This window comes from Streptomyces sp. NPDC046379, from assembly GCF_055587785.1.
Window position 1 is genome coordinate 46,131 of the sequence record NZ_JBVJFP010000015.1, and the last position, 26,583, is coordinate 72,713.

A 26,583-nucleotide genomic window follows, 5' to 3' on the forward strand; every position below is an offset into this window, starting at 1 on the left:
CGGGGCGGCCGGTCCACCTGTGAAGGTGCGCACGTCACCGCGGTTCTCCCGTGGCGCCCAGCCAGTCGGCCAGCTTGCCGCCGTGGCCGACCGCGCGCAGCCGGCGTTCCGCGGCGTCGCGGACCGGGTCGGTGGCGACCACGAGGAGTTCGTCGCCGCGGCGCAGCACGGTCGTGGGCAGCGGGACGAAGGACTTGCCCTCGCGCACGACGAGGGTGACCGCCGCCCCGGCGGGCAGCCGCAGTTCGTTGACCTCGACGCCGTGCATCCGCGACCCCTCGGGGATGGCAACGGACAGCAGATGCCCGCGCAGCCGCTCCAGCGGGGCCGACTCGATGCCGAGGTCGGAGGCGGTCGACCCGTCGCCCAGGTGCAGCTTGCGCGCCAGCCAGGGCAGGGTCGGGCCCTGGACCAGGGTGTAGACGACGACCAGGACGAAGACGATGTTGAAGATGCGCCGGCTGCCGTCGACGCCGCTCACCATGGGGATGGTCGCCAGGATGATGGGCACCGCGCCGCGCAGCCCGGCCCAGGACATCAGCGTCTGCTCCTGCCACGGCACCCGGAACGGCGTCAGGCACAGCACCACGCTCAGCGGGCGGGCCACCATGGTCAGCACGAGCCCGATCAGCAGCGCGGGCAGGAAGTCGTCGCCCAGCTCGTGCGGGGTGACCAGCAGGCCGAGCAGGACGAACATGCCGATCTGCGCGATCCAGCCGAGCCCCTCGGCGAAGCCGCGCGTGGCGGGCCAGTGCGGCAGGCGGGCGTTGCCCATCACCATCGAGGCGAGGTAGACGGCGAGGAAGCCGCTGCCGTGGGCCAGCGCGCCCGCGGCGTACGCGGTGACGGCGATGGCCAGGACGGCGATCGGGTAGAGGCCGGAGGCGGGCAGCGCCACGTGCCGCAGCCCCCAGGAGCCCAGCCAGCCGACGGCCAGTCCGATGGCCGCCCCGATGACCAGCTCCAGCGCGATCTCGCCCAGCAGCACGTACCAGTGCTCGAAGTGGCCGGCGGCGGAGAAGGACACCACCAGGATGACCACCGGGGCGTCGTTGAAGCCGGACTCGGCCTCCAGGGTGCCCGTCACCCGCGCGGGCAGGGGGATCCTGCGCAGCACGGAGAAGACGGCCGCGGCGTCCGTGGAGGAGACGACCGCGCCGATGATCAGAGCCTGCCGCCACTCCAGACCGACCAGGTAGTGCGCCGCCGACGCCGTGATCCCGACGCTCACCGCGACCCCGGCCAGCGCCAGCGCGGTGGCGGAGGGCAGGGCCGGCCCGACCTCCTTCCACTTGGTGCCCAGACCGCCCTCGGCGAGGATCACGACGAGGGCCGCGTAGCCGATGACCTGGGTCAGTTCGGCGTTGTCGAAGTGGATGCCGCCGATGCCGTCCTGGCCCATGAGGACGCCGATGCCCAGGTACACGAGCAGGCTGGGGAGCCCGCTGCGCGAGGAGATCCGGACCGCTGCCACGGCGACGAGCAGGACGAGCGAGCAGACGAGGAGGAGCTGGTTGAGGTCGTGGACAGTCAGCGGCCGTTCCTTCCGGGCTTTTCCTGACGCGGTTACTTCATTACCTTACCTAACTCTTGACGATTTCTTGACGCTTCACCCGGGGAGATCGAACGTCCGTCCGCGCCGGTTCCCCACTCCGCGTCAAGTCGCACGGGGCGCTGCGCCTATGGTTGCTCCAGCGCTCATTCAAAGTCACAGCCCGACCTGCCGCTCGCGTTAGGACAGCAAGGACAGCGATGCCCCCCAACACCACCGCCTCAACGGGTCAGCAGCCCGGCAAGTCCGGCAGGAAGAAGGGGCGCAGAGCCCGACTGGTCGTGCTGGTGTTCGTGCTGGCCGTCGTCGGCGGCCTCGCCTTCGGGGCGTACTGGACCATCAGCACCGTGCGCGCCTCCTTCCCGCAGACCAAGGGATCGATCACGCTCGACGGGCTCTCCGGCCCCGTGGACGTCCGGCGGGACGGTTACGGCATCCCGCAGATCTACGCCTCCTCCGAGGAGGACCTGTTCATGGCGCAGGGCTTCGTCCAGGCGCAGGACCGGTTCTACGAGATGGACGTGCGCCGGCACATGACCGCCGGCCGTCTGTCGGAGATGTTCGGCAAGAGCCAGGTCGACAACGACGAGTTCCTGCGCACCCTGGGCTGGGAGCGCGTCGCGCGGGAGGAGTACGACAAGAAGCTCTCGGCCGAGACGAAGAAGTACCTCCAGGCGTACGCCAAGGGCGTGAACGCCTACCTGGAGGGCAAGGACGGGGAGGACATCTCCCTGGAGTACGCGGCCCTGGGCTTCAGCAACGACTACCGGCCCGGCAAGTGGACCCCGGTCGACTCGGTGTCCTGGCTCAAGGCGATGGCCTGGGACCTGCGCGGCAACATGCAGGACGAGATCGACCGCTCCCTGATGACCAGCCGCCTCGGCCCGCAGCAGATCGAGGACCTGTACCCGCCCTACCCGTACGACCGCAACAAGGCGATCGTGCAGGAGGGGCAGTACGACGAGACGACCGGGACGTACCAGCAGGGCGAGACCGCGAGCGAGGACGGCACGTCCGGCAGTGCGCTGGAGACGGGCGACGGAACGGGAGCGGTCTCCCCGGGGACGGGCACCGCCGATCCGGCCGCCGCCGACTCCGCCGCCGGCACGGCCCTGCAGACGCAGCTGTCGGGCCTGTACGGCGCCCTGGAGGACCTGCCCGAGGCCGTCGGCGTGAACGGCAACGGCATCGGCTCCAACTCCTGGGTCGTCGGCGGCGAGCACACCATCACCGGCAAGCCGCTGCTGGCCAACGACCCGCACCTGTCGGCCTCGCTGCCGTCCGTCTGGTACCAGATGGGCCTGCACTGCCGCTCGGTCTCCGAGAAGTGCCGCTACGACGTCTCCGGCTACACCTTCGCGGGCCTGCCCGGCGTGATCATCGGCCACAACCGGGACATCTCCTGGGGGATGACCAACTCCGGAGTCGACGTCACCGACCTCTACCTGGAGAAGCTCACCGGCGACGGCTACCAGTACGGCGGCAAGGTCGTCCCGTTCGAGACGCGCGAGGAGACCATCGAGGTCGCCGGCGGCTCGCCCAAGGAGATCGTGGTCCGCGAGACCAACAACGGCCCCCTGCTGTCCGACCGCGACGACGAACTGCTGACGGTCGGCAAGAAGGCCGCCGTCGACACCGCCGCGCCCGACCGCGGCGACGGCTACGGCATCGCCCTGCGCTGGACCGCGCTGGAGGCCGGCACCACCATGGACGCCGTCTTCGCGATGAACCGGGCCTCCGGCTGGGAGGAGTTCCGCTCCGCCGCGGCCCTGTTCGACGTGCCGTCGCAGAACCTGGTCTACGCCGACACGGACGGGAACATCGGCTACACCCTGCCCGGGAAGATCCCCACGCGCGCGGAGGGCCACGACGGCTCGCTCCCGGCGCCCGGGTGGGACCCGAAGTACCGCTGGAAGGAGTACATCCCGCGCGACGCCCTGCCGTACGAGTACAACCCCGACCGCGGCTACATCGTCACCGCCAACCAGGCCGTCGTCGACGAGGACTACCCGTTCACGCTCACCACGGACTGGGGCTACGGCGCGCGCAGCCAGCGGATCACCGACCTGATCGAGTCGAAGATCAAGGGCGGCGGCAAGGTGTCTCCCGAGGACATGCGCCAGATGCAGCTGGACAACAGCAGCGAGATCGCCAAGCTGCTCGTGCCCCAGCTGCTGAAGATCGACGTCGGCGACAAGGACGTCCGCGAGGCGCAGAAGCTGCTGGAGGGCTGGGACTACACCCAGGACGCCGACTCGGCCGCCGCCGCGTACTTCAACTCGGTCTGGCGCAACGTCCTCAAGCTCGCGTTCGGCAACAAGCTGCCCAAGGAGCTGCGCGTCAAGGGCCAGTGCCTGTGGGTGGAGCCGGTCGACACCACCGGTCCGGTGGACGACGACCGCCGGGTGCGCGAGTGCGGCCGGCGCGACGCCGACCAGGCCCAGCCGGACGGCGGCGACCGCTGGTTCGAGGTCGTGCGCCGGCTGATGGACGACGAGGACAGCGACTGGTGGCAGGCCCGCGCGGCGGGCACCCGCCCCGGCGCCGACAACCGCGACGAGCTGTTCAGGCGGGCCCTGATCGACGCCCGCTGGGAGCTGACCGCCAAGCTCGGCAAGGACATCGACACCTGGAGCTGGGGCCGGCTGCACCGCCTGTTCCTGAAGAACCAGACCCTCGGCACCGACGGCCCGGGCTTCCTGCAGAAGGCGCTCAACCGCGGCCCCTGGAAGCTCAGCGGCGGCGAGGCGACGGTCAACGCCAGCGGCTGGAACGCGGCCGGCGGCTACGGCGTCGTCTGGGTTCCCTCCATGCGGATGGTGGTCAACCTGGACGATCTCGACAAGTCCAAGTGGATCAACCTCACCGGCGCCTCCGGGCACGCCTTCAACGCCCACTACACCGACCAGACGGACAAGTGGGCCAAGGGCGAGCTGCTGGACTGGTCGTTCTCCGAGAAGGCCGTGAAGAAGTCCACCGAGGACACCCTGCTGCTCAAGCCGTGAGCCGCCGGCCGGCGAAGGCCGGCGGCACGGAAACGGCCCTCCACGCGCGCGTGGAGGGCCGTTTCCCTTGCACTCGGCGCGCGGCCTACCCCGGTCGTCCGAAGCGGCGTACGCCCGACGGCGTCACGACGGCCCGCACCGGCCGGTCGTGCGGCTCGGCCGGAACGTGCCCGACCACCTCCGTGTCGTACAGCAGCACCACCAGCGCGGGATGCGACCCCGCACGCTCCAGCCGGGCCAGGACCCGGTCGTAGGAGCCGCCGCCGCGCCCGAGCCGCATCCCGCGCGCGTCGACCGCGAGGCCGGGCAGCAGGACCGCGCCCGCGGTCGTCACCGCGTCCGGGCCGAGACGCTCGCCGGCCGGCTCCAGCAGGGCCATCCGCCCGCCGTGCCGCACGGTGACGAGGTCACCGGCGCCGGTGTACTCGCCCCAGTCCAGGTCGTTGTCGGGCAGCAGCACCGGCAGCAGGACACGCACCCCCCGCGCGCGGAGGGCGTCCAGCAGGGCGAGCGTGCCGGGCTCGGCGCCCACGGAGACGTACGCCGCCACCGTGTCCGCCCCGGCCAGCTCGGGCAGTTCGAGCGCCCGTTCGGCCAACCGGGCCGCCGCCACCCGTACGTCATCCGGCGTCAACCTGTTCCTCATGGAGAGGATCTCCCGCCGCAATGTCCGCTTGTCACTGTCGGCCGTACGTCCCCTGTGACTCACCGTCGCTCCCGTCTCCGTGTGCTGTGCCTTCGCATTGCGCTCATATGAGAGCGAATTAATCGGAGCCTCGGATTCCGTGCAAAGGCACCCGATATGGTGGCGTGCATGACCCAGTCACACCCCAGGATCAGCAAGGCTGTCATCCCGGCAGCGGGCCTCGGCACCCGGTTCCTGCCGGCCACCAAGGCCACTCCCAAGGAGATGCTGCCGGTGGTCGACAAACCGGCGATCCAGTATGTGGTCGAAGAGGCCGTGGCCGCCGGTCTCGACGACGTCCTCATGGTCACGGGCCGCAACAAGCGCCCGCTGGAGGATCACTTCGACCGCAACTACGAGCTGGAGTCCGCCCTGGCGAGCAAGGGCGACGCCCACCGCCTCGCCAAGGTGCAGGAGTCGAGCGACCTGGCCACGATGCACTACGTGCGCCAGGGCGACCCCAGAGGGCTGGGTCACGCCGTGCTGTGCGCGGCCCCGCACGTCGGCTCGGAGCCCTTCGCCGTCCTCCTCGGCGACGATCTGATCGACCCGCGCGACCCCCTGCTCCAGCGCATGATCGAGGTCCAGGAGCAGCGCGGCGGCAGCGTCGTGGCGCTCATGGAGGTCGCGCCCGAGCAGATCCACCTCTACGGCTGCGCCGCCGTCGACCTCACCGAGGACAGCGACGTCGTCAAGGTGAACGGGCTGGTCGAGAAGCCGGATCCGGCGGACGCCCCGTCCAACTACGCCATCATCGGCCGCTACGTCCTCGACCCGGGCATCTTCGCCGTACTGCGCCGGACCGAGCCCGGCCGCGGCGGCGAGATCCAGCTGACCGACGCCCTCCAGCAGCTCGCCGCCGACGAGACGGTGGGCGGCCCGGTGCACGGCGTCGTCTTCAAGGGCCGCCGCTACGACACCGGCGACCGCAGCGACTACCTGCGTGCCATTGTCAGACTCGCGTGCGAACGTGAGGATCTGGGACCGGAGTTCCGGACCTGGCTCCGCAAATACGTCACCGAGGAGATGCAGTCGCTTTGAGCACCGCCGCGCCCCGCGCCGCCGGCCAGGACCACCTGTGGTCGGTGGACGAACACCTGGAGGACATCCTCGCCACCGTCCGCCCCTTGGAACCCATCGAGCTGCAACTGCTCGACGCCCAGGGCTGCGTCCTGGTCGACGACGTGACGGTGCCGGTCTCCCTGCCGCCGTTCGATAACAGCTCCATGGACGGCTACGCGGTGCGGGTCGCGGACGTCGCGGGCGCGAGCGAGGAGTTCCCCGCCGTGCTCGAGGTGATCGGGGACATCGCGGCGGGCCAGGGCGAGCTCCTCCAGGTGGGGCCGGGGCAGGCCGCCCGCATCATGACCGGCGCCCCGCTGCCGCCCGGCGCCGAGGCGGTGGTCCCCGTGGAGTGGACCGACGGCGGGCTCGGCGAGGGCCCGGTGAGCGGGATGCGCGCCCGCAGCGTCGCCCCCGAGGGCGCCTCGGGGCAGGTCCGGGTGCACCGGCCCGCCGAGGCGCGCGCCCACGTGCGCGCCAAGGGCAGTGACGTGAGGGCCGGCGACCGCGCCCTGGAGGCGGGCACGATCCTCGGCCCGCCGCAGATCTCGCTGCTCGCCGCCATCGGGCGTGGGACCGTCCGGGTGCGGCCCCGTCCGCGCGTGGTCGTCCTGTCCACCGGCAGCGAACTCGCGCAGCCCGGCGAGGAGCTGGGCCCCGGCCGGATCTACGACTCCAACAGCTTCGCCCTGACCGCGGCGGCCCGCGACGCCGGCGCCATCGCCTACCGCGTGGGCGCCGTCACCGACGACGCCGAGACCCTGCGCACCACCATCGAGGACCAGCTCGTCCGCGCCGACCTCGTGGTCACCACGGGCGGGGTGAGCGTGGGGGCGTACGACGTCGTCAAGGAGGCGCTGGCGCACGTCGGCGACGAGGACGAGCCGGGCGCGGGCGTCGACTTCCGCAAGCTCGCCATGCAGCCCGGCAAGCCCCAGGGGTTCGGCACCATCGGCCCCGAGCACACCCCGCTGCTGGCCCTGCCGGGCAACCCGGTGTCGTCGTACGTCTCCTTCGAGCTGTTCGTCCGCCCGGCCATCCGCACCCTGATGGGGCTCCCCGACGTGCACCGGCCCCGCGCGCGGGCAAGGCTCGTCGCCGACCGGGAGCTGACCTCGCCCCAGGGCCGCCGCCAGTTCCTGCGCGGCGCCCACGACGCCGGTGCGGGCACGGTGCGGCCGGTCGGCGGGGCCGGTTCCCATCTGGTCGCCGCCCTCGCGCACGCCGACGCGCTGATCGTCGTTCCCGAGGACGTCGAGACGCTCGCGTCGGACGCCGACGTCGAGGTGGTCCTGCTCGGCTGACCGCCCCGTGTTGGCGGTACCGTGTCGCCACGACTGGCCCGAGCGCCGCGGGGCGCCGGGCCCGGACCGGGAGCGTCACAGATGAGCACGCAGGACCGACTCACGCACCTCGACGACGCGGGCGCCGCCCGCATGGTCGACGTATCCGGCAAGGACGTCACCGCACGCACCGCGCGTGCGAGCGGACGGGTCCTGGTCTCGCCCCGCGTGGTCGAGCTGCTGCGCGGCGAGGGCCTGCCCAAGGGCGACGCCCTCGCCACCGCGCGGATCGCGGGCATCATGGGCGCCAAGCGCACCCCCGACCTGATCCCGCTGTGCCACCCGTTGTCGGTGTCCGGTGTGAAACTGGACCTGTCGGTCGCGGACGACGCCGTGGAGATCACGGCCACGGTGAAGACCACGGACCGCACGGGCGTCGAGATGGAGGCGCTCACCGCGGTCTCGGTCGCCGCGCTCACCGTGATCGACATGGTCAAGGCGGTCGACAAGAAGGCGGTCATCACGGACGTGCGGGTGGAGGAGAAGACGGGCGGGAAGTCCGGCGACTGGAGCAGGGCATGAGCTACCGCGCACTCGTCGTCACCGCCTCGAACCGGGCCGCCGCCGGGGTCTACGAGGACAAGGGCGGCCCGCTGGTCGCGGACGGCCTCCGGAGCTTCGGGTTCACGGTGGACGGCCCGCAGGTGGTCCCCGACGGCGACCCCGTGGAGGCCGCCCTGCGCGCGGGAGTCGAGGCCGGGTACGACGTCGTCGTCACCACCGGCGGCACCGGCATCTCGCCCACCGACCGCACCCCGGAGGCCACCCGGCGGGTGATCGACCACGAGGTGCCCGGCATCGCGGAGGCCATCCGCGCGTACGGCCGGGACAAGGTGCCGACGGCGGCGCTCTCCCGGGGTCTGGCCGGGGTGGCGGGCGGGACGCTGATCGTGAACCTGCCCGGATCCAGCGGCGGCGTGAAGGACGGTCTGGCCGTGCTGGAGCCGCTGCTGAAGCACGCCGTGGACCAGTTGCGCGGCGGGGACCATCCCGGACCCGGCGCCGGAAGCGGGGGTGCGAGCTGAACACCGCGTCCTGGCCCGTGGAGCTTGCGGAGGGCGATGTCGTCCTGCGGCCCATAAAGCTGCGCGACCAGCGTGCCTGGCGCGAGGTCAACCGGCGCAACCGCGACTGGCTGCGCCCCTGGGAGGCGACCATCCCGCCGCCCGGACCCGGCGGGCCGGTCACCCACCGGCCGACCTACCGCCAGATGGTCCGCCATCTGCGCTCCGAGGCGGGCGCGGGCCGGATGCTGCCGTTCGTCATCGAGTACCGGGGGCAGCTGGTCGGGCAGCTCACGGTCGCCGGGATCACCTGGGGCTCGATGTGCTCGGGCCACGTCGGCTACTGGGTGGACGAGGCGGTGGCCGGGCGCGGGGTGATGCCCACCGCCGTCGCGCTCGCCGTGGACCACTGCTTCCGCACCGTGGGACTGCACCGCATCGAGGTCTGCATTCGCCCCGAGAACGGCCCGAGCCGCCGGGTCGTCGAGAAACTCGGATTCCGGCACGAGGGACTGCGTCCCCGTTATCTCCACATCGACGGCGCCTGGCGCGACCACCTGGTCTTCGCGCTCACCGCGGAGGAAGTCCCCGACGGGCTGCTCACCCGCTGGCGCCGCACCCGGGGACTGGCCGAGCGGCAGCGCGATGAGCAGCAGCGCAGCGAGCAGCGGAGCGGCCCGCCGAACTCGCAGAACTGAAAAATGGAATAGGTGTTCGAAATTGGTCGGCGGATGACCGATCCGGCCCACAGAATTCACCGGCCCGGCCGCTTGCTGATCGGATGGTTCGCAAAAAAAGCTCGAAATATCAGCCGGATCGTGCGACACACCGGCTCAATTGGCAGATGGCCTCACGCAAACCCCTCTACCGTGTGAGGCGTGAGCAGCAGCGGCCTCATCTACGCAGTCATCGTCGGGGCCTGGGCCGCCTACTTGGTGCCCATGTGGCTCCGTAGGCAGGACGAGCTGAACGAGGCCCGTCCCACGGAACGCTTCAGCACCGCCATCCGGCTCCTGTCCGGACGGGCGGGGATGGAGCGCCGGTACGCCAAGGACCTGCAGGCGCGCTCCGCCGACGAGGGGGAGCCCGGCCAGGACGACCCGGACGCGGTCACCGACTCGGTGGACGTCCGGGCCTTCGCCGTGCCCCCGGCCCGGCCCCGCACCGAGGCGCCCCTGCCGGCGCCGGCCGCCGAGAGCGCACCGGTGCGGGGGCGGGTGCCTGCCGCCCGCAACGCGCCCGGCGCGGAGGCGGCAGCGGCGCGCGCCCAGCGCATGAAGGTGCTCGCCCGGCGGCGGCGCACCACCGTGGTCCTGTTCCTCGCCTTCACGGCGGGCGCGATCGTCGCGGCCGTGGGCGGGCTGGCCTTCCTGTGGGCGCCGGGCGTGCCGGCCGTGCTGCTCAGCGCGTACATCGCGTATCTGCGCTCCCAGGAGCGCCGGCGCTTCGCCTACCAGATGGACCGGAGGCAGGCGGAGGACGCCGCGCAGCGGCTGCGCGAGCGCGCCCGTCGCCCGCGCCGGCAGGCGCCCGAGGAGGCCGAGGCCGACGACGCCGAGGACCACCACCCCGAGCCGGAGACCGACTCCGGCATGGCGGCGCTCGCCGCGGACCGACGGGCCCTGGTCGAGCAGACCGACCACGCCGAGTGGGTCGACCAGCAGCGCGAGCGTCAGCTGCGGCCCGGCCGGGGCGACAGCTGGGAGCCGGTGCCGGTGCCCCTGCCGACGTATGTGACGGCCCCGGTCGCCCCGCGCGCCACGGCCGACGTCGACCTGGGCGCGCCCGACGCGTGGAGCTCGGCCCGCTCCGGCCCCGTCGCGGAGCCCGAGCAGCCGGCCGTCCCCGAGCCGGCGCGGGCCCCGGACCGCGCCGACGGCGACGGCCGCACCGACGCCCGCCGCGCCGCCTCGGCCCGCCGGGCCCGGGAGCGGGGCCACACGCCGCTGTTCGACCAGTACGACCAGTACGAGGACGGGGAGCGACCGCGCGCCGCCAACGAGTAGCGGGAACGGATTTTCAAGCACGCCGATCGGGGTGCTAAAGTTTCACTCGTTGCAAGGGCCTGTGGCGCAGTCCGGTAGCGCACCTCGTTCGCATCGAGGGGGCCAGGGGTTCAAATCCCCTCAGGTCCACCGCAACAACCACCCCCGGGGAAACCCGGAGTTGGTTGATCAGATCCCGCCCGATCGGTTGATCGGGCGGGATCTTTTTCGTTTCCCGCCCTTCGGTTCGTCAACCGGATTCAGAGGAACTTCGCGTAGCAGCGGCTCGCCTCGTGGTGGCGGTAGTAGCCGAACTTGGCGCACGGCTCATAGCCGCTGGACGTGTAGAGGGCGATCGCCTCGGGCTGCTGGGTGCCGGTCTCCAGGACCATGCGGACGCGGCCGGCGTCGCGGGCGTCGTCCTCCAGTGCGGTCAGGATGCGGCGGGCGAGACCACGGCCGCGCAGCTCCTTGATCACGAACATGCGCTTCAGCTCGGCGTCGCCGTCCTCGTTGCCCTCGTCGTTCTGGTCGCGGCTGCGCCAGCCGCCCGTGGCGACGGGGCGGTCGGCCTCGTCGTAGGCGATGAGATAGACGCCGTTCGGCGGCCGGAAATCCGCGGGGGCGAGGACGGTGGCGTCGCCGCCGTCGCCGTAGCGCTCGTGGTACTCGGCCTGGACCTCGTCGTTGAGCTTCACGGCGTCGGGGTGGTCGAACGGGACGGGGCGAATAATCATGTCAAGTATCGTACTTCTATGCAGAATCGGGAACGTTGCCTGGTCCAGTGTGCCGGTATCGTGCCCGGGTGCTGACTGTGACCTCTGTGAACGTGAACGGGCTGCGGGCCGCCGCGAAGAAGGGCTTCGTGGAGTGGCTGGCCGGAACCTCCGCCGACGTGCTGTGTCTCCAGGAGGTGCGGGCCGAGCCGGCGCAGCTGCCGGAGGCCGTGCGGGGGCCGGAGGGCTGGCACGTCGTCCACGCCCCGGCCGCCGCCAAGGGGCGCGCGGGCGTCTCGCTCTACACCCGGCGCGCGCCCGACGCCGTGCGGGTCGGTTTCGGGTCGTCGGAGTTCGACGCCAGTGGCCGGTACGTCGAGGCGGACCTGCCCGGTGTGACGGTCGCCTCGCTCTATCTGCCCTCCGGCGAGGTCGGCACCGAGCGGCAGGACGAGAAGATGCGGTTCATGGGGGAGTTCCTGGCGTATCTCAAGGAGCTGCGCGAGCGGGCCGCCGCCGACGGGCGCGAGGTGCTCGTCTGCGGGGACTGGAACATCGCGCACGAGAAGGCCGACCTGAAGAACTGGCGGGGCAACACCAAGTCCTCCGGTTTCCTGCCGGAGGAGCGGGAGTGGCTCGGCGCCGTCCTCGACCCGCGGGCGGGCGGGTACGTCGACGTCGTCCGGGCCCTGCACCCGGACGTCGAGGGGCCGTACAGCTGGTGGTCGTACCGGGGGCGGGCCTTCGACAACGACACCGGCTGGCGGATCGACCTCCAGGTCGCCACGCCCGCTCTCGCCGCGCGGGCGGTCAAGGCGTACGTGGAGCGGGCCGCGACCCACGCCGAGCGGTGGTCGGACCACGCGCCGGTGACCGTGGTCTACGACAAGGGCTAGTCCGGCCTCTTGCGCAGTCTGCGGTCCAGGGCCAGGGACAGTTCCGCGTCGACCACGCTGCGGGCCAGCGGGCGCAGGCGCTGGAGGTCCTCCTCGGGGGCGTGCCGCAGGACCAGGTCGGCGAAGAGTTCCGCGAGGGCGTCGGCGTGCTCGCGCACGCGCCTGCCGGCGTCGAGCACGTCCGCCAGCGGGATGCCCTCGCGGACCAGGGCCGAGGACACCTCCAGCAGCCGGCGGCTGATGTGCACGATCTCCTCGCCGTCGGTGCCGAGGTAGCCCAGCTCCAGGGCGGTGGCGAGGTTCTCCGGGGTGACCTCGCCCGCGAAGTGGTCGGCGAGTTCCTCGGGCGTCAGCCGGACCGGCGTCTCCTCGGTCGGGGCGTCCAGGCCCAGGAGGTCGCCGACGTCCCGGCCGTGGTCGAAGGCCTCCGCCAGCTCGGCGATGCCGTTCAGGGTGTGGCCGCGCTCCAGCAGCGCCGAGATGGTCCGCAGCCGCGCCAGGTGCTGGTCGTCGTACCAGGCGATACGGCCCTCCCTGCGGGGCGGCGCGATCAGTTTGCGCTCGCGGTAGAAGCGCAGGGTGCGCACCGTGATGCCGGCCAGCCTGGCCAGCTCCTCCATGCGGTACTCGCGTCGTCCAGCGGGTCGTCCAGCCTCTTCTGCCACGCCGGAAGCCTATGGCGTACCGAGGGTAACTTTCTTCGTCACGCCCCCTACCGGTCAGTACGTCACTGCTCTACTCTCCCATTGCGCCAGTGTTTACTGGCGAGGTCCTAGGCGATGCGTGGAGGCTTCGGGATGGCCGAGCACCAACACCAGCAGGAAAGCAGGCACGTACGGGTCGCGGTCGTCGGATCGGGCTTCGGCGGGCTGGGGGCCGCCGTGCGGCTGCGCCGCGAGGGAATCACCGACTTCGTCGTCCTGGAGCGGGCCGACAGCGTCGGCGGCACCTGGCGCGACAACAGTTACCCGGGATGCGCCTGCGACGTGCCGTCCCATCTGTACTCGTTCTCCTTCGCACCCAACCCCGACTGGCCGCGCACCTTCTCCGGCCAGGAGCACATCCGCGCCTACCTGGAGCGGGTGACCGACACCTTCGGGCTCCGCCCGCACATCCGGTTCCGCTCCGAGGTGCGGCGGATGACCTGGAACAGCGAGCTGCTGCGCTGGGACATCGAGACCGCGAGCGGCAACCTCTCGGCCGACTTCGTCGTGTCCGCCACCGGCCCGCTGTCCGACCCCAAGATCCCGGACGTCCCCGGCCTGGACTCCTTCCCCGGCAGGGTCTTCCACTCCGCCCGCTGGGACCACGACTACGACCTGCGCGGCAAGCGCGTCGCGATGATCGGGACGGGCGCCTCCGCCATCCAGATCGTCCCCGCCATCCAGCCCGAGGTCTCCCGGCTCACCCTCTTCCAGCGCACCCCCGCCTGGGTCATGCCCCGCGTGGACCGCGCGATCAGCGGCCCCGAGCGCGCGCTGCACCGGGCGCTGCCGCTGACCGGCCGGCTGCGGCGCGGGCTGCTGTGGGGCATCCGGGAACTGCAGGTCCAGGCCTTCACCAAGCACCCCAACGAACTGGGCCTGGTCGAACAGCTGGCCAAGCGCAACATGGCCCGCGCCATCAAGGACCCGGCGCTGCGCGCCAAGCTCACCCCCGACTACCGCATCGGCTGCAAGCGCATCCTGCTCTCCAACGCCTACTACCCGGCGCTCGCCCGGCCGAATGTGGACGTCGTGGCGAGCGGGCTGAGCGAGGTGCGCGGCTCCACCCTCGTCGCCGCCGACGGCAGCGAGGCCGAGGTCGACGCGATCGTCTTCGGCACCGGCTTCCACGTCACCGACATGCCCATCGCCGAGCGCGTGGTGGGCGCGGACGGGCGGACGCTCGCCGAGGCGTGGAAGGACGGCATGGAGGCCCTGCGCGGGGCGTCGATGTCCGGCTTCCCCAACTGGATGACGGTCATCGGACCCAACACCGGGCTCGGCAACTCCTCCATGATCCTCATGATCGAGTCCCAGCTGAACTACATGGCCGACTACCTGCGCCAGCTGACCGTCCTCGGGGGCCGGGCCGCCCTCGACGCCCGCCCGCAGGCCGTGCGCGCCTGGACCGACCGGGTGCAGCAGCGGATGAAGCGCACGGTGTGGAACACCGGCGGCTGCACCAGCTGGTACCTCGACGCGGGCGGGCGCAACACGACCGTATGGCCCGGCACGACCGGCGAGTTCCGCCGCGCCACCAAGCACGTCGACCTCGCCGAGTACCAGGTGCTGCGGCCCCCGGCGACCGGACGGGACGTCACCGCCGGGCAGGCCGCGGAGGTGGGCGCGTGAGCCGCACACCGCGCACGAGCCGCACACTCCGTCCGACGATCCGCTCACCGCGCGCGAGCCGCACGCCGCGCGCCGCCCGGATCGCCCACGTCCGCACCGGCCCCTACGCCCCGCCCGTCGCCGCCCGCGAACTCACCGCCGTCTCCGCCGACGGCGCCCGGCTGCACGTCGAGGTGCACGGCCCCGAGGGCGCCCCCGCCGTCGTCCTGGTCCACGGCTGGACCTGCTCCACCGCCTTCTGGGCCGCCCAGATCCGCGCCCTGGCCGCCGACCACCGCGTGATCGCCTACGACCAGCGCGGCCACGGACGCACCCCCGCCCACCCCGCCTGCGGCACCGACGCCCTCGCCGACGACCTCGAGGCCGTCCTCGCCGCCACCCTCGCGCCCGGCGAGCGGGCCGTGATCGCCGGCCACTCCATGGGCGCCATGACGATCCTGGCCGCCGCCGGACGGGACGGCTTCCGGGAGCACGCCGCGGCGGCGCTTTTGTGCAGCACGGGCAGTTCGCGGCTGATCGACGAGTCGACGGTGCTGCCGCTGCGCCCCGGGCGGCTGCGCACCGTGCTCACCCGTCAGGTCCTCGGCTCCCGCGCGCCGCTGGGACCGGTCACGCCGCTCGCCCGCCGGATCCTCAAGTACGGGACGATGGGCCCCGGTTCGTCCCCGGAGATGGTGGAGGCGTGCGCGCGGATCGTGCACGGCTGCCACCGCCGGGCGCGGCACGCCTGGTCGCAGGTCCTCGGCGTGCTCGACCTCGACCACGGGGCACGGGAACTGACGGTGCCGACGGCCGTCGTCGTGGGCCTGCGCGACCGGCTGACCCCGCCCGTGCACGCGCGCAGGCTGGCCGACGCCCTGCCCGACTGCACCGGACTGACCGAGCTGCCGGGGCTGGGGCACATGACGCCGGTGGAGGCTCCCGAGCTGATCACGGCGAAGATCCGCGAACTGGTCACCGCCCACATGGCGGGAAGGCCGCGCACGGAACCGGTCACGGCACCGGCCCAGGACGTCGAGGAACCGGTCGCCGCACCGGTCGAGGAGGGCGCATGAGCAGGACGAGCCTGGAGGGACGGGTCGCGGTCGTCACCGGGGCCGCGCGCGGGGTCGGCGAGCTGCTCGCCCGCAAACTGTCGGTGCGCGGCGCCAAGGTGGCCCTGGTCGGCCTGGAACCGGACGCCCTCAAGCAGGTCGCGTCCCGGCTGCACGGCGAGAGCGGCGTCTGGCACGCCGACGTCACCGACCACGAGGCCATGACGGCGGTCGCCGCCGAGGTGGAGGAGCGGTTCGGGAAGGTCGACATCGTCGTCGCCAACGCCGGTGTCGCGACCGGCGGCCCCTTCGCCGAGTCCGACCCGGTCGCCTGGCGGCGGGTCATCGAGGTCAACCTCGTCGGATCGGCGGTCACCGCGCGGGCGTTCCTGCCGGCGCTGACGGCGAGCCGGGGCTATCTGCTCCAGGTCGCCTCCCTCGCCGCGATCACCCCGGCGCCGATGATGAGCGCGTACTGCGCCTCCAAGTCGGGCGTCGAAGCGTACGCGCACAGCCTGCGCGCCGAGGTCGGCCACAAGGGCGTGAAGGTCGGCGTCGCCTATCTGTCCTGGACGGACACCGACATGGTGCGCGGCGCCGACCAGGACGACGTCATGCGCGAGCTGCGGCAGCGGCTGCCGTGGCCGTCCAACAAGACCTATCCGCTGGGCCCCGCGGTGGACCGGATGGTCGCCGGGATCGAGCGGCGGTCGGCCCATGTGTACGGGCAGTGGTGGCTGCGCGGGATGCAGGGCGTGCGCGGGTATCTGCCGGCGCTCATCGGGACCGTGGGGCAGCGCGAGATGCGGCGCTTCGCGGACCGGCTGGACGGCATGCGCATCGGGCTCGTCGGGGCGGGCGGCGCGGCGGACGAACAGGAGCGCGCCGTACGCGAGAAGTAGGAAACGTCGGGCATCCGCCGGGCCGGTCCGGGCCGGCCACGCTCCGCTACGGTCCGTCACTGATCGAAATGCGAGCTTTGTCCGCCCGTGCAAATCTGGTCGAGGCCGTGAGGGAACCCTCCCTCACCCACGACCAGGAGTGAACGCACATGGGTATGAAGGACAAGTTCCAGGACCGGGCCGACAAGCTCCGCGAGCAGGGCCAGGACAAGATGGACCAGGCCAAGGAGCGGATCGGGCAGCGCCGCGGCGGTGAGCAGGACCCGCAGCGCGAGCCGCAGCGCGAGCCGCAGCGCGACCCGATGCGGGAGCGGGACGAGGACCGTCTCGACGAGGACTACGACATGTGACCTCGGTCCCGGAGCAGCGCAAGGGGCGCCCCAAGGGGCGCCCCTTCTGTGCTGTCCTCACGCCGTTGTCGCCCTCATGCCCTCACGTCCGCGGCGGCAGCTTCGGGCGTGAACGGTCGGGGACGGCGCTGTAGTCGGGCGGGGAGGCGGGCGGATTGCTCTCCAGCAGTTCCAGCGCCAGCCGTACCGCGTCGTCCAGTTCGGCGTACCGCCCCTCCGCCCAGTCCAGCGGGGTGCGCAGGGACTCCACGTCCGGGGCGACGCCGTGGTTCTCGACCGACCAGCCGTACGCGTCGAACCAGGCCGCGTTCATCGGCACGGTGATGACCGTGCCGTCGCCCAGCCGGTGCCGGCCGGTCATGCCGACCACCCCGCCCCACGTCCGCTGCCCGACCACCGGCCCGAGCTTCAGCAGCTTGAACGCGGCCGTGATCATGTCGCCGTCGGAGGACGTCGCCTCGTCCGCCAGCGCCACCACCGGTCCGCGCGGGGCGTTGGAGGCGTACGACACCGGCTGCGCGTCGCGGGTGAGGTCCCAGCCCAGGATGGTGCGGGTCAGCTTCTCCACCACCAGTTCGCTGATGTGACCGCCCGCGTTGCCGCGCACGTCGACGATGAGCGCCGGGCGGGACATCTCCATGCGCACATCGCGGTTGAACTGAGCCCAGCCCGAGCCGCCCATGTCCGGGATGTGCAGATAGCCGCACTGCCCGCCGCTCAACTCCCGTACCACCTCGCGCCGTTTGGCCACCCAGTCCTGGTAGCGCAGCGGCCGCTCGTCGACCAGCGGGACGACCGCGACCCGGCGGGAGCGGCCCTGGCCCTCCGCCGGGACGAAGGTCAGCTCCACCGTCGTACCGCCCGCCGCGGCGAGCAGCGGATGGGGGCCGGTCACCGGATCCACCGGCCGCCCGTCCACATGGGTGAGCACCGCGCCCTCGCGGACGCCCGAACCGGCCAGCGGGGAGCGGGCCTTGGAGTCGGAGGACTCGCCGGGCAGGATCCGCTTGACCATCCACCGGCCGTCCCGGCACACGAAGTTGGCGCCGAGCAGGCCCTGCCGGCGCTGGTAGACCGGAGGCCCCTCGTTGCGGCGGGCGGCGGTGACATAGGCGTGGGAGGTGCCCAGTTCGCCGAGCACCTCGCGCAGCAGGTCGGCGAACTCGTCGGGGGAGGCGACCCGTTCGACCAGCGGGCGGTACTGGGCGAGCACCGCGTCCCAGTCGATGCCGCACATCCCCGGGTCCCAGAAGTGGGCCCGGATGATCCGGCCCGCCTCCTCGTACGCCTGCCGCCACTCCGCGCCCGGATCGACCTCGTGGAGGATGCGGCGCAGGTCGATCCAGGTGGTCGTGTCGCCGTCGCCGGGCTCGGTGGCCGGCACCGCGCGCAGGTCCCCCTCGTCGACGACGACCAGCCGGCTGCCGTCGCCGCTGACCGCGAACCAGTCGAGGTGGGAGACGAGTTCGGACTTCTTCGCCTTGCTGATGGTGAAGTGCTCCAGCGTCGGGCGGCCCGTGGTGTCGTCGGGGTTGGCGAAGGTCTCGCCCAGCGCGCCCGAGATCGGCCAGCGCAGCCAGACCAGTCCGCCGCCGGCGACCGGGAACAGCGCCGAGTACTTGGAGGCCGCCACCGGGAACGGCGTGACCCTGCTCGGCAGGCCCTCGACCTCCACGGTGGGGGCGCTGCCGTCGCCGGGCTCCTCGTCCTCCACCGGGTCCAGGCCCCCCGCTGCCGGACGCCCGTCGGGCGACAGCGCGAACGGGGACGGGGTCGCCGAGGACAGCGGGACCAGATAGGGGCGGCAGCCCAGCGGGAAGGACAGGTCGCCGGTGTGCACGTCGTAGACCGGGTCGAAGCCGCGCCAGGACAGGAAGGCGAGATAGCGGCCGTCGCTGGTGAAGACGGGGTTCTCGTCCTCGAAGCGGCCGTTGGTGACGTCCACGATCAGCCGGTCCTGGATCCTGGCGAGCCTGATCTGGCGCAGGGAACGCCCGATGCCGGGATGCGACCAGGCCAGCCAGGAGCCGTCGGGGGAGAAGGCGAGGTCGCGAACGGGGCCGTTGTCGGAGCGGACCAGCTCGGTGACCGCGCCGCCCGCCCCGCCCTCTTCGGTCACGTCGCCGCCCGCCGAGCCTTCCTCGGTCACGTCGAGCAGCAGCAGCCGCCCGTCGTGCGAGGCGACGGCCAGGCGTTCGCCCTGGGGGTCGGACACCAGCTCCAGCACCCGGCCCAGCCGCCCGGAGGCCAGCCGGCGCGGCGGGCGGACGCCGGTGGCGCGCGGCAGGGAGGCGATCTCGATCGCGTCCTCGCCCTCCGCGTCCGTGACGTAGGCGACCTGGCCGCCGGGGCCCAGCATCTCCGGGAGCCGGACCCGTACGCCCGGGGTGTCGGCGATGGTGCGGGCGGGACCGTCGCGGTGGGTGAGCCAGTACAGGCTGCCGCGCACCACGACCGCGCTCGCCCGGCCCGTCTCGTCCACCGAGAGTCCGGCGACGTGCTGGGCCGCGGGGACCTGGTACGTACGGCGGCCCGCGCGCGGTCCGCTCAGGCGCACGTCGAGGCGGCGGGGCCGGGAGCCGGGCGACAGGTCGTCCACGATCCACAGGTCGCCGGCGCACTGGTAGACGACGCGGGCGCCGTCGCTCGCGGCGTGCCGGGCGTAGAAGGCGTCGTGGTCGGTGTGACGGCGCAGGTCGGAGCCGTCGTGGGCGCAGGAGTAGAGGTTGCCGACGCCCTCGTGGTCGGAGAGGAAGGCGATCCGGTCGCCGACGAACAGGGGGGAGTGCAGATGGCCCTCCAGGTCGGCGAGGAGCCGTCGGCCGTGCAGCCAGAGGCGGCCGGTGGCGCCGCCCCGGTAGCGCTTCCAGGAGGCCGGTTCGTGCGGCGGGGTGCCGGTCAGCAGGAGGGTGCGGCGCTCGCCGTCGACGTCGCCGACCTGGATGTCGGTGACCGGGCCCCAGGGGAGTTTGCGGCCGGGGTCGCCGTCGGGGGAGACCTTGTAGGACCAGGTGAAGTGGGAGAAGGGCTCGCCGTGCGAGGCGACGGCGAGGATGTCGCTGTGTCCGTCCGCGTCGGGGGGCGTCCAGCCGCAGACGCGGGTGTCGGGGCTGCCCCAGTGGGTGAGCCGGCGCGCGGGCCCGCCGTCCACCGGGACGAGGTGCAGCTCGGGCACGAGGGTGCGCCAGCTCGTGAACGCGATCTGCCGGCCGTCCGGCGAGAAGCGGGGGTGCCCCAGCTTGGTGCGGTCGACGGTGAGCCGCCAGGCGCGGCCCGGTCCGTCGGCGGAGGCGAGCCAGAGGTCGTCCTCGGCGACGAAGCACAGCAGGTCACCGCTGAGGTGGGGCAGGCGCAGATAGGTCACGTCACCATGCTTTTCCCTGGGACGCACCGGGGCAACTCGTGCCTTTGGCGCACGGGTGCGCGCGCCGGGGGTGCGTGGAAGCGCGCGGCGTGACCCACACCACGAACGAAACGGTTTCGTTTCGCAGGGTGGGTGCGCTACCTTCGTCTTGTACGAAACGGTGTCGTACGGATTCGGTTCGACGGGAAGGTGGGACGACATGACGGAGACCGTGACGGCTACGGCGACGGCACGTCGCAGCCGGATCACCCCCGAGCGCGAGGCCGAACTGTACGAAGCGGTGCTCGACCTGCTCCGCGAGGTCGGCTACGACGCCCTCACCATGGACGCCGTGGCCGCCCGCACCCGGTCCAGCAAGGCGACGCTCTACCGCCAGTGGGGCGGCAAGGCCGAGCTGGTGGTCCGGGCCCTGCGGCACAGCAAGCCGGGCTCCATCGGCGACATCGACACCGGGTCGCTGCGGGGCGACCTGCACGCCCTGGTGACCCGCGAGGACGACTGCGCCATGGCCCAGAACTCCGCGCTGATGCGGGCCCTGGCCATGGCGGTGCACAACAACGCGGATCTGCTCAAGGCGTTCAAGGAACTCCTCGTCGAACCCGAGATGGACGAGTTCCAGCGCGTCATGCAGCGGGCCGTCGACCGCGGCGAGGTCCAGCCGGACCGCCCCGCGCTCGACTACATCGTGCACATGCTGGTCGGGGCGTTCGCGACGCGGACGCTGATCGACGACCAGCCACCGACGCAGGCGTTCCTGCGCGCGTACATTGACGCCGTGGTCCTCCCCGCCCTCGGCGTTCCGGCTCACTGACAGTCCCCTGCCAGCCCCCTTCCCCAGCGGCACGACCTGCAGCACGACCATCAGCACCACCTGACGTCACCGCTCACGTCGTCGGGCTGATCATCCCTGCCCTGAAGTACCCACGACCTGACCGGGAGTACGCCCTCGTGGCCACGTTCCTCTACAAACTCGGCCGGTTCGCCTTTCGGCGACGGCACTTCGTCGCCCTGATATGGGTGGCGCTGCTGACGCTGGCGGGTGTCGGCGCGGCGAGCGCCCCCACCCCCGGCTCCGCCTCCTTCTCCATCCCCGGCACCGAGGCCCAGAAGGCCTTCGACCTGCTGGAGGAGCGCTTCCCCGGCATGAGCGCCGACGGAGCGACCGCACGGGTCGTCTTCAAGGCGCCGGCCGGCGAGAAGATGACCGACGCCGGCCCCAAGGAGACCGTCCAGGAGACGGTGAAGGAGCTGTCCGGCGGCTCCGAGGTGGCCTCCGTCGCCGACCCGTACACGGAGAACGCCGTCAGCAAGGACGGCGCGATCGCCTACGCGTCGGTGCGCTACGACGTCTCCGGCATGGAGCTGGAGGAGTCCACCAAGGAGGCCCTGGAGGACGCCGCCCAGCAGGCGCGGGACGCCGGGCTGACCGTCGAGATCGGCGGTGACGCGCTGCAGGCCGTGCCGCACACCGGCACCACGGAGATCATCGGCATCGCGGTCGCCGCGGTGGTCCTCGTCATCACCTTCGGCTCGCTGATCTCGGCCGGCATGCCGCTGCTCACCGCGCTCATCGGCGTCGGCATCGGCGTCTCGTCCATCACCGCCCTCGCCAGCACGCTGGACCTGGGCTCCACCACCTCCACTCTGGCGATGATGATCGGCCTCGCGGTCGGCATCGACTACGCGCTGTTCATCGTCTCCCGCTACCGGGCCGAACTGGCCGAGGGCCGCGGGCGCGAGGAGGCGGCCGGCCGGGCCGTCGGCACCGCGGGCTCCGCGGTCGTCTTCGCCGGTCTGACCGTCGTGATCGCCCTGGTCGGCCTCGCGGTCGTCAACATCCCGATGCTCACGAAGATGGGCGTCGCGGCGGCGGGCACCGTCGCCATCGCGGTCCTGATCGCGCTCACCATGATCCCGGCGCTCCTCGGCTACGCGGGCCGCAAGGTCCGTCCGGCGGGCGAGAAGGGCAAGCTGCTCGGCGGCGGGCGCAAGAAGAACCAGGACGGCGGGGCGGCCCGCCCGAACATGGGCACCCGCTGGGCGAGCTTCGTCGTCCGCCGTCCGGTGGCCGTGCTGCTGCTGGGCGTGATCGGCCTCGGCGCGGCGGCGGTCCCCGCGGCCTCGCTGGAGCTGGGCCTGCCCGACGACGGCTCCCAGCCGACCTCCACCACCCAGCGCCGGGCCTACGACCTGCTGTCCGAGGGCTTCGGTCCCGGCTTCAACGGCCCGCTGATGGTGGTCACCGACGCCAAGGGCGCCGACGACCCGACCGAGGTGTTCAACGGCGTCGTCGACGACATCAAGGGTCTGGACGACGTCGTCACCGTGACCCCGCCGGCGCCGAACAAGTCCGGCGACACGGCGACGATCACCGTGATCCCCGACGCCAAGCCGTCCTCGGTCACCACGGAGGACCTGGTCCACGCCATCCGGGACACCGGCGCCGGCATCAAGGCGGACACCGGGGCCACGGTCCTGGTCACCGGTTCGACGGCGATGAACATCGACGTCTCGCAGAAGCTGAACGACGCGCTGGTGCCGTACCTGATCCTGGTGGTCGGCCTGGCCTTCCTCCTCCTGATCGTGGTCTTCCGCTCGGTCCTGGTCCCGCTGAAGGCGGCTCTCGGCTTCCTGCTCTCCGTGATGGCGGCCCTCGGCGCCGTGGTCGCGGTCTTCCAGTGGGGCTGGCTGGCCGGCCTGATGGGCGTCGAGGAGACCGGTCCGGTCATGTCGATGATGCCGATCTTCATGGTCGGCGTGGTCTTCGGCCTGGCGATGGACTACGAGGTGTTCCTCGTGACCCGGATGCGCGAGGCGTACGTCCACGGCGAGAGCCCGAGCCAGGCGGTCGTCACCGGCTTCAGGCACGGTGCGCGGGTCGTCACGGCGGCGGCGGTCATCATGATGGCGGTCTTCGCGGGCTTCATCGGCTCCAGCGAGTCCATGGTCAAGATGATCGGCTTCGGCCTCGCGATCGCGGTCTTCTTCGACGCATTCGTGGTCCGCATGGCCATCGTCCCGGCGGTCCTGGCGCTGCTGGGCAAGAGGGCCTGGTGGCTGCCGAAGTGGCTCGACCGCGCCCTGCCCAACGTCGACGTCGAGGGCGAGGGCCTGCGCGACCTGTCGGGTCCGGCCGACGACACGGACGAGGACCGGGCGCTGGCGCGCGTCTGACACGCCGCAGACAAGCCGGTGAGGGCACCGTGGGGACGGGGCAGGCCCTCACCGGCTTCTTCGTGCCGCCGGGACGTCAGCCCCGGTGGCTGCCCGAGACGACGGCGATCCTCCGGACGACGGCGCCGCCGCTCACCCGGACGGCGAGGAGCTGCGGCTTTCTCTGGCGTGTGCACGACACCGGCCGTGGGCGCGCCGTCGCATGCCACCGGATGGGGCTCGCCCCCGCCGTCCCGGTCGACCGGGTCACCCGGCCCTCGCCGGTGCAGTGGGCGTGGACGGAGTACGTCCGCCGGTCAAGGCCCGGGGAGGTCCCTGCCGCGGGTGCCGGTCGTCTCGGCGACGAGGAACCGGGCCTGGAGGGGAGAGTTCCAGTCCGGAAGGCCACGGCGTTCCTCCGGCCGGGGGCCGCTCGGCGGGCGTCTGCTCGGCGGAGGGCTGCGCGGGACGGCTCTGCGCGGGGGCGGCGGTTTCGGCAGGGCCGGTGCAGCCGCCGGCGAGGACGGCTGCGGAGGCGACCGCGACGGCCGCGGCGGCGGGGAGGGAGCGGCGCACGGAGGCCTCCGGCCGTGGCGCCCGCCGTCATGCCGTACCGGGGTAACTCGGTCGCGTCCGCGCCGCTCACGCCGTTAGCGTGCCCCGTATGACGACGAGTGGTGCGGTGCATCCGCGGTTCGGCGAGGCTCTGCGGGAGCTGGGGCTCGGGGACGTCGGCGAGCGGGCACGGAGATTTCCCGAGGCCACCCGGACCGCCGCCGAGGCGGCCGCGGCCATCGGATGCGAGCTGGGTCAGATCTACAAGTCACTGGTCTTCGCGGCCGACGGCGTCCCCGTCCTGGTGCTCATGGACGGCGCCTCCCGCGTCGACCTCGGGCTGGTGCGCGAGGCGCTCGGCGCGCAGCGCGTCACGCGCGCCGACGCCGCGGTCGTGCGCGAGGTCACCGGGTACGCCATCGGCGGCGTCCCGCCCTTCGGCCACCGGACGCGCACGCGCGTGCTCGCCGACCGTGGGCTGCTCGCCCACGACGTCGTCTGGGCCGCCGCCGGCGACCCCCACACCGTGTTCCCGATGGAGCCCAAGACGCTGATCGCCCACGCCGGCGGCGACCTCGTGGACGTGCGCGAACGCCGGTAGCGGCCCGGTGGCTGTCCGGTGGCCGCCCGCGTGGGTGCGCCCGTGCCCCGTCGGGCGCACCCTGGAAGGAGGTCTTCCGGAGGTGATCGTCATGATGCACACCGCAGTGGGATGGCACGTCGAGCTGGAGTTCCAGGAGGACGACCAGCACACGAAAGCGGCCGCGCTGGTGCGCTTGCCGGACGGGAGCGAGGTGCGCGCCCACGGGCACGCCACCCGGCACCGCACCGACCCCAACCAGCCCCGGGTGGGCGAGGAGATCGCCGGCGCCCGGGCACTGAACGAGCTGGCGATGCGGCTGCTCACCAAGGCGCACGACGAGATCGACGAGGCGTCGGGACGGACCTCGCACCCGATCCACGTGTGAGCCCGGTCAGCGGCCCAGCGACTGCCGTACCGCCGTCACCAGCGCCTGCGCCCTCGGGTCGGCCGTGACGCTCTTGCGGAAGCCGTTCGTCACATAGGCGAAGGCGACGCCGGCCTCCGGATCGGCGAACGCGAGGGCGCCGCCCCGGCCCGGGTGGCCGAAGGAGCCGGGCGACAGCAGTGGCGAGGCCCCGCCGTGCAGCATGTAGCCCAGGCCGAAACGGGTGTTGACCACCAGCACCCGGTCCGGCCCCGACGCGTGCTCACGCCGGGCCAGTTCCACCGTCTCCGGCGTGAAAAGGGCCCGCTCGCCGTCCACTTCGCCGATCAGCGAGGCGTAGAAACGGGCCAGGCCGTCCGCCGTGGCGATGCCGTTCGTCGCGGGCAGGGACGCGGCGCGGTATGCGGGGTCGTTCTGGTCGGGGAACGGCGTCACGGCCGCGAAGGCCCGCCGGGTGAGGGAGCCGGGGTCCCGGTAGGCCTCGGCCACCGCACGCTTGGGCCGGGTGCGCAGGGCGCCGCCGGCCGACGGCGCCTCGGTCTCGCCGACCCGCCCCACGCGCCCGGTCTCCGCCTCGGGCAGCCCCAGCCACAGCTCCAGGCCGCGCGGCCCGGTGACCTCCGCCGCGAGCCACTCGCCTGTCCGCCGCCCGGTGACCCGCCGGGTCAGCTCGTCCACCATCCAGCCGTACGTCAGCGCGTGGTAGCCGTGGTCCGTGCCGGGCTCCCACACCGGGGCCTGCGCCGCCACGGCCGCCGGCCCCCGCTCCGGGTCCAGCGCCTCCCGCGCGTCCAGCGGGCGGTCCAGCACCGGCACCCCGGCCCGGTGGGCGAGCACGTCCCGCACCAGGACCCGCTCCTTGCCGCCCGCCTTGAACTCCGGCCAGTACGCCGCCACCGGCGCGTCCAGGTCCAGCAACCCGCGCTGGTGCAGCAGCAGCACCACGGCCGCCGCCACGCCCTTCGTCGCGCTGCGCACGATCTGCGCGGTGCCGCGCTCCCAGGGCGCCGACCCGTCCGTGCCGTCGACGTCCCGGACCCCGGCCCACAGGTCGACGACCCGGCGCCCGTCCCGGTAGACGGAGACGGCCGCGCCCCGGTCGCCGAGCACCTCGAAGTTGCGGACGAACGCGTCCCCGACCGGTTCGAAGCCCTCGGCGACCGTGCCGTTCACATCCACGTCCGTACTCCCGTTCCCTCGCGGCGTCACGCTCCCTGCAACGCCCCCGCCCACCGGCCGATTCCGGCCGCCCGATCCCCGCTATCCCAGCAGAATCGTCACGTCGACGTTCCCGCGGGTCGCGTTCGAGTACGGGCACACCTCGTGCGCCGCGTCGACCAGCCGGGCCGCGACCTGCGCGTCCAGCACCGGCAGGGAGACGCTGAGGGCGACCGCGAGGCGGCCGCCTGGAGCCGCTTGAGCAGCGGCGAGACGGTGCCGTAGTCCAGGCGCAGGGCGGCGGCCAGGTCCTTCACCGTCGTCTCGCCGCGCTCCCACAGCACCAGCAGCACCAGGTACTGCGGGTAGGTGAGCCCGAGTTCGTCCAGGAGCGGCCGGTAGGCGGCCGTCACCGCCCGCTGGGCGGCGTACAGCGCGAAGCACAGCTGCTCGTCCAGGAGCAGCGACCCTTCCGGCGCCTGAGCCCCTTCCTCGACGGCGACGGCGTCGTCCCG

General features: G+C 72.7%; 23 protein-coding genes and 1 tRNA gene. 17 read left to right on the forward strand and 7 right to left on the reverse strand.

The window, feature by feature from the left end; translation table 11 throughout:
- Positions 1-34: 34 nt before the first annotated feature.
- Positions 35-1,534, reverse strand: a complete 1,500-nt coding sequence (locus ACZ6KF_RS24940) for a potassium/proton antiporter (RefSeq protein ID WP_356628507.1) — start codon at positions 1,532-1,534, stop codon at positions 35-37.
- Between the two features lie 218 nt (positions 1,535-1,752).
- Between ACZ6KF_RS24940 and ACZ6KF_RS24945 the strand changes: the two genes are divergently transcribed.
- Positions 1,753-4,557 carry a penicillin acylase family protein gene (locus ACZ6KF_RS24945; RefSeq protein WP_356628224.1) on the forward strand — a complete coding sequence of 935 codons (2,805 nt, stop codon included), beginning with the start codon at positions 1,753-1,755 and terminating at the stop codon, positions 4,555-4,557.
- 85 nt (positions 4,558-4,642) lie between these two features.
- Here ACZ6KF_RS24945 and ACZ6KF_RS24950 read toward each other — a convergent pair whose 3' ends face one another.
- Positions 4,643-5,203, reverse strand: a complete 561-nt coding sequence (locus tag ACZ6KF_RS24950) for a 5-formyltetrahydrofolate cyclo-ligase (RefSeq protein ID WP_469240431.1) — start codon at positions 5,201-5,203, stop codon at positions 4,643-4,645.
- A gap of 168 nt (positions 5,204-5,371) precedes the next feature.
- On the opposite strand from ACZ6KF_RS24950, the gene galU reads away from it, so the two are divergent.
- The 7 genes from galU (at position 5,372) to ACZ6KF_RS24985 (ending at position 10,786) form a co-directional block, all read left to right on the forward strand.
- Positions 5,372-6,283: a UTP--glucose-1-phosphate uridylyltransferase GalU gene (gene galU, locus ACZ6KF_RS24955; RefSeq protein WP_356628228.1), complete on the forward strand. Its 912-nt coding sequence runs from the start codon at positions 5,372-5,374 to the stop codon at positions 6,281-6,283.
- The gene (gene glp, locus ACZ6KF_RS24960; protein WP_469240433.1) at positions 6,280-7,608 is read left to right on the forward strand and encodes a molybdotransferase-like divisome protein Glp; all 1,329 of its coding nucleotides are present in this window, start codon (positions 6,280-6,282) and stop codon (positions 7,606-7,608) included. The genes galU and glp overlap by 4 nt, the downstream gene beginning before the upstream one ends.
- 81 nt (positions 7,609-7,689) lie before the next feature.
- The gene (gene moaC, locus ACZ6KF_RS24965) at positions 7,690-8,169 is read left to right on the forward strand and encodes a cyclic pyranopterin monophosphate synthase MoaC (protein ID WP_356628232.1); all 480 of its coding nucleotides are present in this window, start codon (positions 7,690-7,692) and stop codon (positions 8,167-8,169) included.
- The gene (locus ACZ6KF_RS24970) at positions 8,166-8,672 is read left to right on the forward strand and encodes a MogA/MoaB family molybdenum cofactor biosynthesis protein (RefSeq protein WP_356628234.1); all 507 of its coding nucleotides are present in this window, start codon (positions 8,166-8,168) and stop codon (positions 8,670-8,672) included. Before moaC ends, ACZ6KF_RS24970 begins: the two co-directional genes overlap by 4 nt.
- A gap of 17 nt (positions 8,673-8,689) precedes the next feature.
- Positions 8,690-9,349: a GNAT family N-acetyltransferase gene (locus tag ACZ6KF_RS24975; RefSeq protein WP_469158705.1), complete on the forward strand. Its 660-nt coding sequence runs from the start codon at positions 8,690-8,692 to the stop codon at positions 9,347-9,349.
- A 180-nt stretch (positions 9,350-9,529) separates the two neighbouring features.
- Positions 9,530-10,657 (forward strand): divisome protein SepX/GlpR, encoded by a 1,128-nt coding sequence (gene sepX / locus ACZ6KF_RS24980; protein ID WP_469158706.1) that lies wholly within the window; start codon positions 9,530-9,532, stop codon positions 10,655-10,657.
- A gap of 55 nt (positions 10,658-10,712) precedes the next feature.
- Positions 10,713-10,786 (forward strand) — tRNA-Ala (locus tag ACZ6KF_RS24985).
- 110 nt (positions 10,787-10,896) lie between these two features.
- On the opposite strand, the gene ACZ6KF_RS24990 is transcribed toward ACZ6KF_RS24985, so the two are convergent.
- Positions 10,897-11,373, reverse strand: a complete 477-nt coding sequence (locus ACZ6KF_RS24990) for a GNAT family N-acetyltransferase (protein ID WP_356628240.1) — start codon at positions 11,371-11,373, stop codon at positions 10,897-10,899.
- Positions 11,374-11,420: 47 nt separating this feature from the next.
- On the opposite strand from ACZ6KF_RS24990, the gene ACZ6KF_RS24995 reads away from it, so the two are divergent.
- The gene (locus tag ACZ6KF_RS24995) at positions 11,421-12,248 is read left to right on the forward strand and encodes an exodeoxyribonuclease III (protein ID WP_356628242.1); all 828 of its coding nucleotides are present in this window, start codon (positions 11,421-11,423) and stop codon (positions 12,246-12,248) included.
- Here ACZ6KF_RS24995 and ACZ6KF_RS25000 read toward each other — a convergent pair.
- Positions 12,245-12,868: a MerR family transcriptional regulator gene (locus tag ACZ6KF_RS25000; protein WP_356628509.1), complete on the reverse strand. Its 624-nt coding sequence runs from the start codon at positions 12,866-12,868 to the stop codon at positions 12,245-12,247. The two genes, ACZ6KF_RS24995 and ACZ6KF_RS25000, sit on opposite strands and share 4 nt — an antisense overlap.
- A 177-nt stretch (positions 12,869-13,045) precedes the next feature.
- Between ACZ6KF_RS25000 and ACZ6KF_RS25005 the strand changes: the two genes are divergently transcribed.
- The 4 genes from ACZ6KF_RS25005 (at position 13,046) to ACZ6KF_RS25020 (ending at position 16,870) form a co-directional block, all read left to right on the forward strand.
- Positions 13,046-14,584 carry a flavin-containing monooxygenase gene (locus ACZ6KF_RS25005; protein ID WP_469240435.1) on the forward strand — a complete coding sequence of 513 codons (1,539 nt, stop codon included), beginning with the start codon at positions 13,046-13,048 and terminating at the stop codon, positions 14,582-14,584.
- Positions 14,585-14,664: 80 nt separating this feature from the next.
- Positions 14,665-15,639, forward strand: a complete 975-nt coding sequence (locus ACZ6KF_RS25010; protein WP_356628511.1) for an alpha/beta fold hydrolase — start codon at positions 14,665-14,667, stop codon at positions 15,637-15,639.
- Positions 15,636-16,520 (forward strand): SDR family oxidoreductase, encoded by an 885-nt coding sequence (locus tag ACZ6KF_RS25015; RefSeq protein WP_469240437.1) that lies wholly within the window; start codon positions 15,636-15,638, stop codon positions 16,518-16,520. Before ACZ6KF_RS25010 ends, ACZ6KF_RS25015 begins: the two co-directional genes overlap by 4 nt.
- A 149-nt stretch (positions 16,521-16,669) precedes the next feature.
- A complete protein-coding gene (locus tag ACZ6KF_RS25020; RefSeq protein ID WP_469176688.1) occupies positions 16,670-16,870 on the forward strand; it encodes a hypothetical protein in 201 nt (66 codons plus the stop codon).
- A gap of 82 nt (positions 16,871-16,952) precedes the next feature.
- On the opposite strand, the gene ACZ6KF_RS25025 is transcribed toward ACZ6KF_RS25020, so the two are convergent.
- Positions 16,953-20,234, reverse strand: coding sequence for a S41 family peptidase (locus ACZ6KF_RS25025; RefSeq protein ID WP_469240439.1), 3,282 nt, complete (start codon positions 20,232-20,234; stop codon positions 16,953-16,955).
- Positions 20,235-20,433: 199 nt separating this feature from the next.
- Here ACZ6KF_RS25025 and ACZ6KF_RS25030 point away from each other — a divergent pair, with 199 nt between their 5' ends.
- The 4 genes from ACZ6KF_RS25030 (at position 20,434) to ACZ6KF_RS25045 (ending at position 24,910) form a co-directional block, all read left to right on the forward strand.
- Positions 20,434-21,045 (forward strand): TetR/AcrR family transcriptional regulator, encoded by a 612-nt coding sequence (locus tag ACZ6KF_RS25030; protein ID WP_469158709.1) that lies wholly within the window; start codon positions 20,434-20,436, stop codon positions 21,043-21,045.
- 137 nt (positions 21,046-21,182) lie between these two features.
- Positions 21,183-23,408: an MMPL family transporter gene (locus ACZ6KF_RS25035; protein ID WP_356628252.1), complete on the forward strand. Its 2,226-nt coding sequence runs from the start codon at positions 21,183-21,185 to the stop codon at positions 23,406-23,408.
- Positions 23,409-24,051: 643 nt separating this feature from the next.
- On the forward strand, positions 24,052-24,543 hold the full coding sequence (locus ACZ6KF_RS25040; RefSeq protein WP_469240441.1) for a YbaK/EbsC family protein: 492 nt from the start codon (positions 24,052-24,054) through the stop codon (positions 24,541-24,543).
- Between the two features lie 91 nt (positions 24,544-24,634).
- Positions 24,635-24,910, forward strand: coding sequence for a DUF1876 domain-containing protein (locus ACZ6KF_RS25045; protein ID WP_356628258.1), 276 nt, complete (start codon positions 24,635-24,637; stop codon positions 24,908-24,910).
- 6 nt (positions 24,911-24,916) lie between these two features.
- Here ACZ6KF_RS25045 and ACZ6KF_RS25050 read toward each other — a convergent pair whose 3' ends face one another.
- Together ACZ6KF_RS25050 and ACZ6KF_RS25055 are read right to left on the reverse strand one after the other, a co-directional pair.
- Positions 24,917-26,089, reverse strand: a complete 1,173-nt coding sequence (locus ACZ6KF_RS25050) for a serine hydrolase domain-containing protein (protein WP_469240444.1) — start codon at positions 26,087-26,089, stop codon at positions 24,917-24,919.
- A gap of 98 nt (positions 26,090-26,187) precedes the next feature.
- Positions 26,188-26,532: a MarR family winged helix-turn-helix transcriptional regulator gene (locus tag ACZ6KF_RS25055; RefSeq protein ID WP_356628515.1), complete on the reverse strand. Its 345-nt coding sequence runs from the start codon at positions 26,530-26,532 to the stop codon at positions 26,188-26,190.
- Between the last annotated feature and the right edge of the window lie 51 nt (positions 26,533-26,583).